A 15,133-nucleotide genomic window follows, 5' to 3' on the forward strand; every position below is an offset into this window, starting at 1 on the left:
AGGACAGCCGCGCCCGTCCGCTGGCGGCAAACGCCGAATTCGCTGGACAGTGAACCGATGAATGTGCAACAACGTCCGAGTTATCCACAGGGTTTACCGAGGTGGTGGTCGTTTTGCGATCAGGTGTCCTAGAGTTTCTCCGTGATGACGGTCACCAAGTGCTCGGTGGCTGAGAGGGTAGCGCCGATCCCCAGCGCGGCCCGCACACGTCCTCACTCATCCCGTTCTCATCAATTCACGTCACTGAGAGGCACCATGGACGCCGCCGATCTCCTCCTCGCGGAGGTGCGCGAGCTGGTCCGCGCTCGCGGAATCGACCCGCTCAAGGACACCTCCGCCCTCGAGCAGCTCGTCACCGACGCCGAGGACGACTACCTGCGCCGTTCCGACGCCGGACTCGTGCCGCCACTCATTGACCCGGCTGGAGCCCGCTCCCACGTGCTGGACTCCATGGCGGGCCTGGGGCCGCTCCAGAGCTACCTCGACGACGAGTCCATCGAGGAGATCTGGGTCAACGCCCCCGGTCGTGTCTTCATCGCCCGCTCCGGGCGCCCGGAGCTGACCACCACGATCCTGGAGAGTGAGGACCTCGCCGTTCTGGTCGAGCGGATGCTGCGTGCCTCCGGGCGCCGCCTGGACCTGTCCAGCCCCTTCGTCGACGCCCAGCTGGCCGGAGGACAGCGACTTCATGTCGTCATCCCGCCGATCACCTCCCAGCACTGGGCCGTGAACATCCGTAAGCACACCTCCCGTGCCTCGCGCACCAGCGACCTGGTGCGCATGGGCTCGATGACCAGCCAGGTCGCGGCCTTCCTGGACGCCTCCGTGCAGTCCGGCCTCAACATCCTGGTCTCGGGAGCCACCCAGGCCGGGAAGACCACGATGGTGAGGGCGCTTGCCGGAGCCATCCCGGGAGGGCAGCGGGTCATCTCCTGCGAGGAGGTCTTCGAGCTGGCCCTGCGCAACCGGGACTGCGTGGCGATGCAGACCCGTCCGCCCAACCTCGAGGGCGTTGGTGAGATCAGTCTGCGCCGACTGGTCAAGGAGGCACTGCGCATGCGTCCCGACCGCCTCATCATCGGAGAGGTGCGTGAGGCCGAGGCCCTCGACCTGCTCCTCGCGATGAACTCCGGACTGTCCTCAATGTGCACCCTGCACGCCAACTCCGCGCGGGAGGCCGTCATCAAGATCTGCACGCTTCCGTTGCTGGCAGGGGAGAACGTCTCCAGCGACTTCGTGGTCCCGACCGTGGCCAGCGCCATCGACCTGGTCGTCCACCTCGACCTGGACCGGGACGGGCGGCGCACCGTCAGGGAGGTTGCCGCCCTGTCCGGCCGGGTCGAGAACGGCGTCATCGAGACCTCCGACGTCTTTCACCGTGACCACAGCGGCAATCTCGTCCGGGGCGCGGGTGCTCCCAGCGGCGCCGAGCGCTTCGGTCGGGCCGGACACGATCTCGCCGCTCTGCTGAGCTCCCACTCCGACAACAGCAAGGGAGCGTACTGATGGGTGCTGTCGCGGGACTTCTCGCAGGCGTGGGGCTTCTGCTCATCTGGCTGGCATGCACCTCCGATCCGCCCCAGTGGCGCTCAAGGCGCTCGCGTCTCCTGGCGGACATCCTGGTCCAGGCCGGCGCCGGTCGCACCAGCCCCACCATGTTCGTCGTGGGATCGATCGGTCTGGGGCTGCTCATCGGCCTGGTCTTTCTGGGAACCTCACGGGCCTGGCCGGTCGCGCTGTCCTTCGCCGTCATCTTCACCGCGATTCCCTTCCTTATCATCTCCTCGCGGGCGCGCAGCCGCCGCACTCGTCTGCGCCAGGTATGGCCCGAGGCCGTCGACACCCTCGTCTCGGGCGTCCGTGCGGGCATGAGCTTGCCAGAGGCCCTGACCAACCTCGGTGAACGCGGCCCGGAAGCGGTCCGCCCCCAGTTCCGGGCCTTTGCCACCGACTACGCCGCCTCCGCCCGCTTCGACAGCGCCTTGGATCGTCTCAAGGCCCGCTTCGCCGACCCTGTTGCGGATCGGATCGTCGAGGCCCTGCGCCTGGCCCACGAGGTTGGTGGTACGGACCTGGGAACGCTCCTGCGCTCCTTGTCTCAGATGCTGCGTGAGGACATGCGTACCCGTGGGGAGCTCGAGGCGCGACAGTCCTGGACCGTCAACGGCGCCAAGGTCGCGGTCGCCGCCCCGTGGCTCGTCCTGGCGCTGCTGTCCACCCGGCCCCAGGCGGCGGCCGCATACGCCACCGCCACCGGCGCCCTCATCCTTCTGGTCGGCGCCGTCGTCTCGGTGATCGCCTACCGGCTCATGCTGCGCCTGGGGCGCCTTCCCGAGGAGGAGAGGACTCTGCGATGACCCCGATGAACGTCACGTTCGCCGGCGGACTGGCGGGCCTGGTGGGTGCCGTGGGGATCCTGACCATCATCTCGGCGGTCCGGCGACGTCGTCCCACACTCATGGCCAGGCTGGAGCCGTACGTCCACCGGCGTCCCACGACCTCTGGGCTTCTGACCGCCTCGGCGGGGCCGGCCTCAGACGGACGCACCGTCGTCGGTCTGCTCGCGGCCTCCATCGCAGAGGTCCTCAGCCTCGGGCGGATACTGGACTCCCTGGGGTCATCGGCAGACTCGGTCCGACGGCGGCTGGCGCGTTCCGGCTCGTCTCTCGGGCTCGATCAGTTCCGCCTCCAGCAGGTTCTGTGGTCCACGACGGCGCTCCTGCTCGCCCTTGCGGCTGGGGGACTGGCGGCCCTTATCAGGTCCGTCAACGTGCCCGCGCTCATCGTCCTGTCCCTCATGGCCGTCGTGGTCGGTGCGGCGGCCCGGGACTGGTGGCTCAGCCGGGCCGTCTCAAAGCGGTTGGCGCGGATCGAGGCCCAGCTGCCCGACGTCGTCGAGCTCCTCGCCCTGGCTGTCGGAGCCGGTCAGGGGCCGGTGGCCGCCATCGAACGTGTTGTCGTCCTTGGACAAGGAGATCTTGTCGACGAGCTGGACACGACCCTGACCGATGTTCGTTCCGGCACCGTCCTGTCCACCGCCCTGGATCGGCTGGAGAGACGAATCGGCTCCATCCACGTCACCCGCCTGTGCGAGGCGATCATCGTCGCCCTTGAACGTGGCACGCCTCTGGCCGATGTCCTGCGCTCCCAGGCCAAGGACGCGCGGGAGACGGCGCGTCAGGACCTCATGGAGGAGGGCGGCAGACGTGAGATCGCCCAGATGGTCCCCGTGGTCTTCCTCGTCCTGCCCATCACGGTCGTCTTCGCTCTCTTCCCGGGGCTGCTCGTCCTGAGACTGGGGGTGTGAGGCACGTCCGTCGTCCTCGTCTCTTCCGTCTCCCGGACCCTCCCCTCCCTCGTCCCTCCGATCAGATTCCCATCCGTCAACAAGGAGCAGTCATGAAGCGCATTGTTCTCGCCCTGTCGCAGTCGTCTCGTCCAGGATCCAGGACGTGGAGGATCATCCGCCCATCACGGATCGATCTGCGGGACGAGCGTGGTGATGTCCCCGGCTGGGTCCTGGTGACCCTCATGACCGCTGGTCTGGTGGTGGCCCTGTGGACAGTCGCCGGCAGCACACTGACCGAGGTGTTCCTCAACGCCATCGCGAAGGTGACGAGTGCGATCTGAACGGATCGGCCGTAGCGTCTCGGTTCCGTGCATGAACCGCGCAGGCTTCCGGTTGTGCCCGAGCCGTCTGAGCGTCCGGGACGAGTCCGGATCCGCGGTCGTCGAGTTCGTCATGGTGGGTGCCCTCGTCGTCATCGTGTTCGTCGCGCTCCTCCAGGTCGCACTGGGTGTCTACGCGCGCAACGTCCTCACTGACGCCGCCGGCGACGGGGCCCGCCGGGCCGCTCTGGTAGGAGGCACCGAGGCTGAGGCTCGGCAACGGGTGCAGGCCCTGTCCGACGCCGCGCTGCGTCGCGGCTACGTGAACACCGTGACCGTCTCTCGAGTTCCTTCCGGCGACCTGACGATCGTTGAGGTGACGGCGACTGCGCCCTTTCCGGTTCTGGGGCTGTTCGGCCCCGGAGGGACGATGAAGGTGCAGGGACACGCGGTCGACGAGTCCTCACTCGTCCGGGAGAGTGAACAGGGGTGATCGCCATGATTGTCCCCAAGACTCGCAGACGTCCACCTGCCCCACGGCCGTCGGCGGCGAATCGGGTCGCCGCGATCTTTCGGTGGGGGAGACGGGCTTCGCGAGGGCTCCGAGACATTCTCGGGAGTGTCGCCCGGAAGTCCTGGGGGCTCGCGCGTCGGGAGGAGGGCAACGCGATCGTCGAGTTCATCGGGTGGAGCGCCGTGCTCGTGGTGCCCGTCCTCTACCTCGTGATCTCGCTGGCCCAGATCCAGGCGACGAGCTTCGCCGTTGCCTCAGCGGCCGATGCCTCCAGTCGGGTCCTCGAGGTCGACGACTCCCCGTCGGCCATGGACAAGGCCCGGGTGGCGATGGGCCTGTCCTTGTCTGATCAGGGGGTCGAGGCCGACCCGGACCGTTCCTTGTCAGTCACCTGTGACCACGGTTGTGCCCGAGGGCAGGCTGCGATCGTCAAGGTGGCTGTCGGCGTGGACCTGCCGGGCTTCGCCTCCCTGGGGATCGGTCGCGACGTCGTCGTCGTTGACGCCGAACGGGCCATCACCCTGCCGGGTGAGGAGGAGCAGTGAGCAGGAGACTGAAGCCCGGCGAGGTTCTTCGTGGCGCACGGGCGCTGGCGCGCCGCCTGCGCCGCGAGGAGGGTGGACAGACGCTGCTGCTGGGGGTTGGACTCATCTGTGTCGTCTTCGCGCTGCTCTTCGTCGCCGCATCGGCCACAGCGGTCTACCTCGACCTCAAGACCCTCACGTCGCTCGCGGACTCGGCCGCAGCCGCCGGGGCGCAGAGCATGGATGCGCACCCGTACTACGGGGGCGACGGAACAGATACGGCGCCGGGCGCTCTGACCGATGCGGAGGTGCGAAGCCATGCGGCTGCAGACGTGTCGGCCCAGCCCGCTGCTGCCAGGCTGACGGGGATCACCGTCGTCAGCGCCCGCGCCGCCGACAGTCGGACCGCCGTGGTGACGTTGCAGGCCCGCTCCCACCCGCCCTTCCTGCCCTGGGGGATCATCCCGGCCGAGGGCTTCACCATCACCGCCACCGGATCGGCCCGCATGACGACGACGCAGTGAGCCTTCAGGACTCACTGCGTCGGAAAACTGGTGGATGGTTGGTTGTCGACGGGAGGGGGCTGGCGGAGCGGGTACTGTCAGGCCTGCTCGACGAAGCCTGCTGAGACGGTGGGGGAGGGGCGCCGGAACCCGTGCACCCGAGCCCGCAGCTCCTCACCCTGCCGGCGCGAGAGCTGGGCGATGTAGGCCCGCTTCACCGTGAACAGGATGTTGATGCCCACCAGCAGGTAGAAGGTGTTGGCGATGACGCTGGGCCAGGCGCCGGAGCTCGCGCAGTTGATCGTCAGCAGCACGGAACCGGTGATGTTGAGGGCCTGGTACTTCAGTGAATCGCCCGCGATCGTGCCCTTGGATACCAGGAAGTAGGCCACGAGGAGCTCAGCGGCACCGATCCAGCCGCCGAGAGAGATGAGGGAGGAGAGCACGTCGTTCACGGGGATGATTCTTGGGCGCTCCTCGATGAAGGTCAATCGCATCTATCTGCATAAGGGATGTAGATTTACTTCATGCAAGTTCTTCCCCAGCGGCTTTCGGTTTTATTGGCCGTCCACAGGGCCGGAGGAGTCGTCGCAGCGGCAGATATCCTTCACATCACGCCGTCCGCCGTCTCCCAGCAGATTCGCCTTCTGGAACGCGAGTGCGGCACCCGGGTCCTGGACCGCACGCCCGCCGGAGCCGTGCTCACAGTCGCCGGGAAGGTCCTGGCGGACGCGGCCGAGCGCATTGAGGACGAGCTGACCACGGTGCGTCGTGAGTTGGCCGACCTGGACGACTCCATCCCCTCCGGCGTGGTGCGGGTGGGCAGCTTCGCCTCCGCGGTCCGTGCGCTTCTGCTGCCCCTGCTGTCCTCACTGGCAACCACCAGTCCGGAGCTGGAGGTCATCGTCGAGGAGGTCGAGGAGCGCAGCGCCCTGTCCCGGCTGCGCCGCGGCGAGCTCGACCTGGTCCTCATCGAGCGCGACGAGCACTCCCTGCCCGCTGCGCCCCGAGGAATGACCGATGTCCCGCTGCTCGACGAGTCCTGGCTCGTCGTCGTCCCGGCCGAGCAGGCCGCCCCCTCCACTCTGGCGGACCTGGTTCGGGCCACCTGGATCGACCTGGCTCCCGGAACTGCGGGAGCCTTCGCCCTGGACCGTCTGGAGCGCCAGCTGGGGACGCCGTTGACGATGCGGCATGTCGCCTACGACTACGACGTCGTCCTGGCCATGGTCAGCCAGGGACTGGGCTGTGCGCTTCTGCCCGAGCTGTCCGTCTACTCCGGGCTTCTGCCCGACGAGCTGAGCGTCGTGCGCCTGCCCGGGCTGGGGGTGCGCCAGCTGGTGGTGCGCCATCGCTCGACCCGCACCGATCCGGGCCCGGCGACACGTGCGGTGCTCGAGGCGCTGCTCGCCCAGGCCCAAGGCCTCGAGCTGGGGTGATGCTCGAGACCGAGCGTCGCGGAGCGGGTGGGAGTGACGGGCCGAATCCGCCCGACGGCGCCCCCGGTGCGTTCTGCCGTAGACTCGCCTCCGTGGCCACTGACTTCTCCTCCGAGATCGAACGACTCCGACACACCTACGCCTCCATCGCCGCGGTGACCGACCCCGAGGCCCTGCGCACCCGCATCGCCGAGCTCTCCGAGCAGGCGTCCGCCCCGGACCTGTGGGACGACCCCGACTCCGCCCAGGTGGTCACCTCGGCCCTGTCCCACGCCCAGGCCGACCTCAAGCGGGTCGAGAGCCTGGGGGAGCGCATCGAGGATCTCGAGGCGATGGTCGAGCTCGCCGGTGAGGAGGAGGGTGAGGACGCCGCCGAGATCCTCGCCGAGGCCGAAGCGGACCTGTCAGCCATCAGCAAGGATCTCTCCGACCTGGAGATCCGTACGCTGCTGAGCGGCGAGTACGACCCGCGCGACGCCGTCGTCACCATCCGCTCTGGCGCCGGCGGTGTGGACGCAGCCGATTTCGCAGAGATGCTCCTGCGCATGTACACCCGCTGGGCCGAGCGGCACGAGTACTCCGTCAAGGTCCTCAACACCTCCTACGCCGAGGAGGCGGGCCTGAAGTCGGTCACCTTCGAGGTTCACGCCCCCTACGCCTACGGGACCCTGAGCGTTGAGGGCGGCACGCACCGCCTGGTGCGCATCAGCCCCTTCGACAACCAGGGCCGCCGCCAAACCTCCTTCGCTGCCGTCGAGGTCATCCCTCTCATCGAGTCCACCGACCACATCGACATCCCCGAGACCGACATCCGCATCGACGTCTTCCGCTCCTCGGGACCCGGCGGGCAGAGCGTCAACACCACCGACTCCGCCGTGCGCATCACCCACCTGCCCACGGGGCTGGTGGTTTCCATGCAGGATGAGAAGTCCCAGATCCAGAACCGCGCCGCCGCCATGCGTGTCCTCCAGTCGCGACTCCTCCTGCTCAAGCAGCAGGAGGAGGACGCCAAGAAGAAGGAGCTCGCCGGGGACGTCAAGGCCTCCTGGGGGGACCAGATGCGCTCCTACGTCCTCAACCCCTACCAGATGGTCAAGGACCTGCGGACCAACTTCGAGGTCGGTAACCCCGACTCGGTGTTCGACGGCGACATCGACGGCTTCATTGACGCCGGCATCCGCTGGCGCAAGCAGCAGGAAACGGCCGAGGACTGAGCGGCTTGCTTCATTAGAAGCGTCACCGGAGTCAGGGATCCCCCGGAGGGATCCCTGATTTCTTTTCTATGTGCCCCTGGTTTCTCTGACTTGCGATTGAGGTCGCAAAATATTAGACGTACCGTGAATTTTATGAGCGCATCACATGAAAAATCTCGGTCGGTGGAAGTCTCATCAACACTCTCGTCTCTCGAGTCCTCGGATCTCAGCGGATATCAATCGGATCAGGAGCGTCGTCTGACCGTGACTGGAAAGGTGCTGCGCATTGTCATCGCGGTTGCGATGATGTTCGCCTGCGCGCTCACGCCGGCCTTGTTGAAACAGATTCCTGCGATCCAGTCCTTTGCTCTCGCACATGAGAATCCCGATGATCTCTTGGAGTCCTTCGCGGTGGGGTCGTGTGTGTTGTTGATTTATGGGGCGGCGGTGGTGCTCGCTCTTATCCTGTGCTATGTCTTGGGTCGCACGCTTGACCGAGGCCGGCATGTCAGTGTGGGGCTGCGCATCGACAGGCGTGCGCTGCTCTGGCTGGTGGGGATGATTCTGGCTGCGCTCGTCGTGGACCTTGTGGTGGCCGGCATGCTTCATGCGCTCGGGCTTGCTGGTGGAGACCGGCCGGCGCCTCAGGGTCCACCGTGGCTCATGATCGTCGAGCCCTTCTCCATAGCCTTCCTTCTTCAGGGAATTCCTGAGGAGGTGATTTGGAGAGGGTGGCTCTTCTCCTCGTTGGGTGAGACGCGTTTTGCAGCAGTGTCCAGCGTCCTCGGATTCACTGCTCTTCATCTCTTCTCTCAAGTAGGTCAGCAGAATCTCATCGAGCACCTCACATACCTCGTTTTGCCGTGCGGTTTCGCGGTGACCGCGTTGATTGTTCGGCTGGTATCGGGGTCAACCTGGGCGGCGATCGGAGTGCACGGAGGATTTCATATGGTGAACTACTTCGTGTCCGGTTCCATGCATCTCCCCGCTGACTCGGTGACCTGGGTGCTCCAAGGCCTACTCTGGGCCGCGGTCGGCCTTCTCATTCTCGCCTTCCACCGCCGTCGTCAGCGGCTGGCGGCGTTGACAGACCGGACATGTTGACCCCCTCCATCTCCAGGAGACGTTCCTTCCGGTCGACCCCGCCTGCGTAGCCGCGCAGGCTCCCGTCGGAGGCAAGCACACGGTGGCACGGCACAATGAGAGTGATCGGGTTGTGCCCGACCGCGCCACCCACCGCCTGGGCGGACATCTGCTTCCTGCCAGTACGCCGGGCAACCTCGGCGGCGATGCGGGCATAGGTGCTGGTGGCGCCGAAGGGGATGGAGAGCATGATGGAGGTGACCATCTTCCTGAAGTCGGAGCCCTCGATGCTGATCGGCGGAGTGAAACCCGGGTCAGCACCCTCGAAGTAGGCGTCGAGCCACTGGGCCGTCTGCGTGAAAACAGGTAGACGGGGCTGGAGTACCGCGTCGTCGTCGATCGTCGAGCGGTCGTACTTCTGACCGTCGAACCACAGGCCCGTGAGGTGCTCGCCATCGCTGGCCATGGTCATGGCGCCAAGGGGCGACTCGTAATGGCTGAGGTAGTGCATCGCTTCCTTCTTCTCGTTCCGCTTCTTGCTCTTGGTGGTGTGATCGGACACTGATTCTGCTTCTGCCCGGTTCCACAGGTGCATGACGGCATAGGCCCGCCACGGTTTCCAACGTTCGGCCAGGGTGAGGATCTTCCCTGGGGACGGGGTTCTCAGCGCCTTCCTGACCTCCAGGTCGGTGGCGAGGAATGCGTCGGGCCAGGCCAGACAGCGCATGGCGATGTAGCCGGCGGTCCAGGCTCCAATGCCCGGGATCTCCATGAATCGAGCAACTGCGGCTTCAGGGTCGGGGCAGTAGGAGGCGTCGATGGTGTCAGACCCCATCATTGCAGCCAGGCCGTGAATCGCCCGTGCCCGGGCAGTGATGATGCCGAGTGGTCCTAGATGCTGCTCGATCGCACCGTCGAGGTTGAGGAGCTCCTGAACCATGGGGAAGGTCGTGGTCAGTCCGTCGATTCCGGTGTCCATGGGTGAGCCGAGGGCCTGGACGAGCCGACCGGCCAGTGTTCTGGCCGCCTGGACCGTGACTTGCTGGCCCAGTACCGCGAGGACAGCGGTTTCGAATGCGTCGAAGCAGCCCGGTACGCGTATGCCCGGGATGAATGGCCCGAGTGCGGACTCGTCCATGCTTGTGAGTGCGCGAGCCACGGTATCGGGCTCGCAGTGGAGATCGAACAGATTTTTGATCCCATCCAGCACCACCGGTAGCGCGGGCAGCAGGGAGGCGGAGACGGTCACCGTCAGCCGATTGTGCTCAGCGTCGTTGTCCACGGTCACCCAGCCGGTGAGATCACGTCCTGAGGATTGCAGGCGGATCGTCCTGGCGTAACGATCCTCCTCGGCCTTCTCGACGCCGGGGATGGCTCTGCGTGCCAGGAACTTCAGCATGAGGTCCCAACGGTATGGGGGACGGTACCCCAGACTGAGCTGGACGGCGTCACCATCGGTCCTACTGAGCCGTGCTTGGCTGCGCAAAGCGGTGGGCGTCAGCCGGTATCGATGTCGGAACACCTCGTTGAAGCGGCGTAGGCTGCCGAATCCCGCGGAATAGGCCACGTCCACCACAGATAGGTCCGTGTCGGTCAGAAGGCTCTTGGCCAGTAGAAGTCTGCAGGTCTGGCGGTACTCGACGGGACGCACGTGATAAGCGTCCTCGAAGACACGGCGCAGGTGGCGGTTGGAGCATCCCAGATGACGGGCGATGTCCGTCAGGCTTCCCTGAACACCGCAGTTCCTCTCGATGTAGCGCGCCGCAGCGCGAGCTAGTGACGCTGAGGAGTCCACGGGCGCGTACCCGGGTGCCAACTCGGGCCGACACAGCAGGCACGGTCGGAAACCTGCCTGTTCGGCCTCGGCTGCCGTGGCGTAGAAGGAGCAGTTGACCGCAAGCGGTTTCCGCGCCCGGCACACCGGACGGCAGTAGATGCCGGTCGTTGCGACTCCGACAAAGAATCGCCCGTCGAATCGTGTGTCCTTGGCCAACAGGGCCCTATACAGCGCTTCACTGTCCAAATCCGGCATGATCCTCCTCAGAATCGCTCCAAGCATGGCATCGGAGCCGTAAGGAGTCCGGCCGTTTTCGGACATTGATGTCCAGCCGTTGACATGCTTCTGTCGCAGGCGGCACTGCCTCTCGGCTCGCTACTAGGGGCCTGGTTCGAGACCAGACCGGTCATCAGCGGGGAGCCGCGGATCCGCGTGCACCGTCTCACCTTCGCCGTCGTCGCCATTGCTCCAGGGCTCCCTTAGGCTTGGCCACGGTGCGCACGGACGGGACCGGTCGGTCGCTGTCGTCGCGCAGAACCTCCGCTCACACCCTGACGAAAGGCGCATACGAGCAGTGGCTGAGTACATCTACCAGATGATCAAGGCGCGCAAGGCCCACGGCGACAAGGTCATCCTCGATGACGTCACCATGGCCTTCCTCCCCGGAGCCAAGATCGGCATGGTCGGCCCCAACGGTGCCGGCAAGTCGTCCATCCTCAAGATCATGGCCGGCATCGACCAGCCCTCCAACGGCGAGGCCCGCCTGACCCCCGGCTACAGCGTCGGCATCCTCCTGCAGGAGCCCCCGCTCAACGAGGACAAGACGGTGCTCGGCAACGTCGAGGAGGGCGTTGCCGAGATCAAGTCCAAGCTGGACCGCTACAACGAGATCAGCGCCGCCATGGCGGACCCGGACGCCGACTTCGACGCCCTCATGGCGGAGATGGGCACCCTCCAGGACGCCTTGGACGCCGCCAACGCCTGGGATCTCGACTCCCAGCTGGAGCAGGCCATGGACGCCCTGCGCTGCCCCCCGCCGGACGCCGAGGTCAAGCACCTCTCCGGTGGTGAGCGCCGCCGCGTGGCCCTGTGCAAGCTGCTCCTCGAGGCCCCGGACCTCCTCCTCCTGGACGAGCCCACCAACCACCTTGACGCCGAGTCCGTCCTCTGGCTCGAGCAGCACCTGGCCAGCTACCAGGGTGCCGTCATCGCCGTCACCCACGACCGCTACTTCCTCGACCACGTCGCCCAGTGGATCGCCGAGGTCGACCGCGGCCACCTCTACCCCTACGAGGGCAACTACTCCACCTACCTGGAGACCAAGGAGAAGCGCCTCGAGGTCCAGGGCAAGAAGGACGCCAAGCTCGCCAAGCGCCTCAAGGAGGAGCTCGAGTGGGTGCGATCCTCCGCCAAGGGACGCCAGGCCAAGTCCAAGGCCCGTCTGGCCCGCTATGAGGAGATGGCCGCCGAGGCCGAGCGCACCCGTAAGCTCGACTTCGAGGAGATCCAGATCCCGCCGGGGCCCCGCCTGGGCAACCAGGTCCTGGAGGCCACCAACCTCAACAAGGGCTTCGATGGGCGCACCCTCATCGACGGGCTCTCCTTCACCCTGCCGCGCAACGGCATCGTCGGGGTCGTCGGCCCCAACGGCGTTGGAAAGTCCACCCTGTTCAAGACCATCGTGGGCCTGGAGCCGCTCGACGGCGGAGACCTCAAGATCGGCCAGACCGTCAAGCTCTCCTACGTCGACCAGTCCCGTGCGGGCATCGATCCGAAGAAGACGCTGTGGGAGGTCGTTTCCGACGGGCTGGACTACATTCAGGTCGGTAACGTGGAGATGCCCTCGCGTGCCTACGTCGCCTCCTTCGGTTTCAAGGGGGCCGACCAGCAGAAGCCGGCCGGTGTGCTCTCCGGCGGTGAGCGCAACCGCCTCAACCTGGCACTGACCCTCAAGCAGGGCGGTAACCTCATCCTCCTGGACGAGCCCACCAACGACCTCGACGTCGAGACCCTGGGGTCGCTGGAGAACGCCCTGCTGGAGTTCCCCGGTTGCGCCGTGGTCATCACCCACGACCGCTGGTTCCTCGACCGCGTGGCCACCCACATCCTGGCCTGGGAGGGCACCGAGGAGAATCCGGCCAGCTGGTACTGGTTCGAGGGCAACTTCGCCTCCTACGAGGAGAACAAGGTCGAGCGCCTCGGACCCGAGGCGGCCCGCCCCCACCGGGTCACCTACCGGAAGCTGACCCGCGACTGATCCTCGAGTGATCAAGCTCCGGCTCGATCTGCCATCTCAGACGGAGACGCCATTCTTTCAGCCGACTGGCTGAGGGGATGGCGTCTCTACTATGAATAATGAGGGTGCCGCGTCATGGTGCTGGAAGCCGTCATAGCCGAGGGCTCGGAGGCATTCACCAAGAGGGGTGGTGTCGGCGCCGGCACGACTGGATGAAGAAAATCGACAACAATAGTGGTTGGGTAGATACTCGTCAAGGGGGATCGACCGCTCTGGTGAGTTTCGCACGGTGGATTCTATGGTTTTTTCAGGCGGCAACCTCGTGTGGTCGGGGTGCCGCCTCGAGTACTCCGCCACTTTGAAAGGACAATCATCATGGGTGCGACAATGGCTCGCCGTATCGCAAGTGCTGGCTCACTTCTCCTGCTTACCGCCGGCGCTCTCCTGATTCCGACCTCGGCAGCAAGTGCCGCTGAGAGGGACGGCGTCTGTGACGAGGGGGAGGTCTGCTTCTACTACAACAGCAACGGGGAAGGATCGGTTTCCGACTTCAGTAGCTCCGTCCCAAACTATGGGGGAAGTCAGCCCAACTGCTATGAGTTCAAGGGGGACGGAAATGGTCGAGGTGAGTGTGTGAAGAACAATGTGGCCTCGGTCTGGAATCGGACGGGCCAGTCGGTGACTATTTACTACAACTCCAACTACTCGGGGCCTAGTCAAACGATTCCTGATGGTGAGCCGGTGAACCTCCGTCCTGACCTCAAGAATGAGAATGCGTCGCATAAGATCGACAACGTTAAGTTGTGCGTGAATGGGAACTGCCCCTTGTAGCCTGGGCTGAGCTGATGGGGTGTCGTAAACAGTGGTGCCAGTCGACTTCAACAGATGTCGACTGGCACTGCTCTCATGATAAACGCCCCCGATTGCGTCTCACGTGCCTTGTCCGGCAGGATTGACCGTGCTTAGAGTGCCTATTGGGAGGCGTTGCGATGAGTAGGAAGACATCGGGGCCCATTCCCGAAGGCGGCGTCATAGGGAGGCTCCCGTTCGAGGGGTGGTGGCTGAGCGAGGTCAGCCCCACGCGCCGCGTCCCGAGCCACGGGACCGACCTGTTCGGCACCACGTACGCGCTCGACTTCCTTGTCGTCGACGATCACGGTCGCACGGCGCCTGCTCGCAGCCTGCGCACGGTCTTCGCCACCGAACCGCCAGAGCTCTTCTACGCCTTCGGGCGCCCCCTGTACTCGCCCGTCGCAGGAACCGTGGTGTCTGTTCACGACGGCGAACCCGACCACGAGGCGCGCCGCTCGATACTGACGCTCATCCCGTACGGGTTGAGTCAGCCCCGGAGGATTCGGCGAGGACTGACCGTGATCCTTGGGAATCACGTCATCATCCAGGTTGCAGAAAGCCCTTACTACGTTGGACTCGTACACCTCCAGCGAGGCTCCGTTCAAGCGTCGGCTGGTGACCGGGTGAGCGCCGGCGATCAGATCGGCAGATGCGGCAACTCCGGGAACTCCACGCAGCCACATCTCCACATTCAGGCGATGGACAGCCCTGATCCCTATGCCGCGAAAGGTGTGCCGCTCCGTTTCGACGAGTTCCAGCAACACCGCCCGAGGCAAGGTGCCCCGTGGACGCTGCGTGAGCAGGCCTGCCCTGAGCAGGGCTCGGTCATCGCTCGACTTTGATGTGACGCCATAGAACGAGTCTCAGATCCGGCGTGACGATCCGTTGCGGGGCTGCTGCGGCCTGATTGCGACGAGAATTAGAGGATGAGCCTACGGTGCGGTGCGCTGGTTCTGATCGGGGACGTACTTTTCCGGCGAGGACTGCGTCTTCCTGCAAACCTCTGAGGCCCGGTGGTAGTCGTTTGTAGGAGAGGTACGTCCTGGACGGACAACACAGTTCTCGGCCCGTACCGAGTCGCTGAGGTCATACAGGGGAACAGCAAAGGCAGCGGTGACTCCTATGAGGAAACCTTCTTCTTAGGCATACCATGCCATAGTGCCGTGAACGATTGCCGCGATTGATGGACCAACGATCATGGCCTGCTCTCTGCGTCGGACACCGATGCCGGCATCGACGATCTGGACCGCCATCGCAGCCATGAGGACCAGTCTCACGGTAGCGACGTCTGAAGTTGCGACGAAAGGTATGACTGCAGTGACTATGCCGAAGGGAACCGCTCGAGCCGCGTACATCTGAGCGAAGAACCTCTCTCCGGCGCTGATCTCTTGCGACTTGCTCAT

At 65.4% G+C, this 15,133-nt stretch carries 17 protein-coding genes; 14 read left to right on the forward strand and 3 right to left on the reverse strand.

Annotated elements, in window-relative coordinates:
• The first annotated feature begins 255 nt into the window (after positions 1-255).
• The 7 genes from BKH33_RS00335 to BKH33_RS00365 all read left to right on the forward strand — a co-directional run bounded on the left by BKH33_RS00335 (position 256) and on the right by BKH33_RS00365 (position 5,171).
• The gene (locus tag BKH33_RS00335) at positions 256-1,506 is read left to right on the forward strand and encodes a TadA family conjugal transfer-associated ATPase (protein ID WP_043539539.1); all 1,251 of its coding nucleotides are present in this window, start codon (positions 256-258) and stop codon (positions 1,504-1,506) included.
• Positions 1,506-2,357 carry a type II secretion system F family protein gene (locus tag BKH33_RS00340; RefSeq protein WP_004564628.1) on the forward strand — a complete coding sequence of 284 codons (852 nt, stop codon included), beginning with the start codon at positions 1,506-1,508 and terminating at the stop codon, positions 2,355-2,357. The genes BKH33_RS00335 and BKH33_RS00340 overlap by 1 nt, the downstream gene beginning before the upstream one ends.
• Positions 2,354-3,307: a type II secretion system F family protein gene (locus BKH33_RS00345; protein ID WP_004564635.1), complete on the forward strand. Its 954-nt coding sequence runs from the start codon at positions 2,354-2,356 to the stop codon at positions 3,305-3,307. Before BKH33_RS00340 ends, BKH33_RS00345 begins: the two co-directional genes overlap by 4 nt.
• A gap of 92 nt (positions 3,308-3,399) precedes the next feature.
• The gene (locus BKH33_RS00350) at positions 3,400-3,630 is read left to right on the forward strand and encodes a hypothetical protein (protein ID WP_004564626.1); all 231 of its coding nucleotides are present in this window, start codon (positions 3,400-3,402) and stop codon (positions 3,628-3,630) included.
• A 31-nt stretch (positions 3,631-3,661) separates the two neighbouring features.
• Positions 3,662-4,102 (forward strand): TadE/TadG family type IV pilus assembly protein, encoded by a 441-nt coding sequence (locus tag BKH33_RS00355; protein WP_171972628.1) that lies wholly within the window; start codon positions 3,662-3,664, stop codon positions 4,100-4,102.
• Positions 4,103-4,305: 203 nt separating this feature from the next.
• Positions 4,306-4,668, forward strand: coding sequence for a hypothetical protein (locus tag BKH33_RS00360; RefSeq protein WP_232621499.1), 363 nt, complete (start codon positions 4,306-4,308; stop codon positions 4,666-4,668).
• Positions 4,665-5,171: a hypothetical protein gene (locus BKH33_RS00365; protein ID WP_004564638.1), complete on the forward strand. Its 507-nt coding sequence runs from the start codon at positions 4,665-4,667 to the stop codon at positions 5,169-5,171. Before BKH33_RS00360 ends, BKH33_RS00365 begins: the two co-directional genes overlap by 4 nt.
• Positions 5,172-5,248: 77 nt before the next feature.
• On the opposite strand, the gene BKH33_RS00370 is transcribed toward BKH33_RS00365, so the two are convergent.
• Positions 5,249-5,605 (reverse strand): CBU_0592 family membrane protein, encoded by a 357-nt coding sequence (locus tag BKH33_RS00370; protein ID WP_043539549.1) that lies wholly within the window; start codon positions 5,603-5,605, stop codon positions 5,249-5,251.
• Between the two features lie 72 nt (positions 5,606-5,677).
• Between BKH33_RS00370 and BKH33_RS00375 the strand changes: the two genes are divergently transcribed.
• The 3 genes from BKH33_RS00375 (at position 5,678) to BKH33_RS00385 (ending at position 8,886) form a co-directional block, all read left to right on the forward strand.
• Positions 5,678-6,589 carry a LysR family transcriptional regulator gene (locus tag BKH33_RS00375; protein ID WP_004564636.1) on the forward strand — a complete coding sequence of 304 codons (912 nt, stop codon included), beginning with the start codon at positions 5,678-5,680 and terminating at the stop codon, positions 6,587-6,589.
• Between the two features lie 92 nt (positions 6,590-6,681).
• Positions 6,682-7,803 carry a peptide chain release factor 2 gene (prfB, locus tag BKH33_RS00380; RefSeq protein ID WP_043539547.1) on the forward strand — a complete coding sequence of 374 codons (1,122 nt, stop codon included), beginning with the start codon at positions 6,682-6,684 and terminating at the stop codon, positions 7,801-7,803.
• A gap of 282 nt (positions 7,804-8,085) precedes the next feature.
• A complete protein-coding gene (locus tag BKH33_RS00385) occupies positions 8,086-8,886 on the forward strand; it encodes a CPBP family glutamic-type intramembrane protease (protein ID WP_373692693.1) in 801 nt (266 codons plus the stop codon).
• On the opposite strand, the gene BKH33_RS00390 is transcribed toward BKH33_RS00385, so the two are convergent.
• Positions 8,825-10,963 (reverse strand): methylated-DNA--[protein]-cysteine S-methyltransferase, encoded by a 2,139-nt coding sequence (locus tag BKH33_RS00390; RefSeq protein WP_338073012.1) that lies wholly within the window; start codon positions 10,961-10,963, stop codon positions 8,825-8,827. The two genes, BKH33_RS00385 and BKH33_RS00390, sit on opposite strands and share 62 nt — an antisense overlap.
• 18 nt (positions 10,964-10,981) lie before the next feature.
• Here BKH33_RS00390 and BKH33_RS13785 point away from each other — a divergent pair, with 18 nt between their 5' ends.
• From BKH33_RS13785 to BKH33_RS00405, 4 genes are all read left to right on the forward strand, one after another.
• Entirely contained in the window at positions 10,982-11,125 is a 144-nt protein-coding gene (locus BKH33_RS13785; protein WP_157784465.1) for a hypothetical protein, read from the forward strand.
• Between the two features lie 91 nt (positions 11,126-11,216).
• A complete protein-coding gene (gene ettA, locus BKH33_RS00395) occupies positions 11,217-12,899 on the forward strand; it encodes an energy-dependent translational throttle protein EttA (RefSeq protein ID WP_075416364.1) in 1,683 nt (560 codons plus the stop codon).
• A 366-nt stretch (positions 12,900-13,265) separates the two neighbouring features.
• Positions 13,266-13,709: a peptidase inhibitor family I36 protein gene (locus tag BKH33_RS00400; RefSeq protein WP_171971985.1), complete on the forward strand. Its 444-nt coding sequence runs from the start codon at positions 13,266-13,268 to the stop codon at positions 13,707-13,709.
• A gap of 158 nt (positions 13,710-13,867) precedes the next feature.
• Positions 13,868-14,572 carry a M23 family metallopeptidase gene (locus BKH33_RS00405; protein WP_003780811.1) on the forward strand — a complete coding sequence of 235 codons (705 nt, stop codon included), beginning with the start codon at positions 13,868-13,870 and terminating at the stop codon, positions 14,570-14,572.
• Between the two features lie 297 nt (positions 14,573-14,869).
• Here BKH33_RS00405 and BKH33_RS00410 read toward each other — a convergent pair whose 3' ends face one another.
• Entirely contained in the window at positions 14,870-15,133 is a 264-nt protein-coding gene (locus BKH33_RS00410; protein WP_179078985.1) for a hypothetical protein, read from the reverse strand.

This window comes from Actinomyces naeslundii (genome assembly GCF_001956585.1).
Lineage (GTDB): Bacteria > Actinomycetota > Actinomycetes > Actinomycetales > Actinomycetaceae > Actinomyces > Actinomyces naeslundii.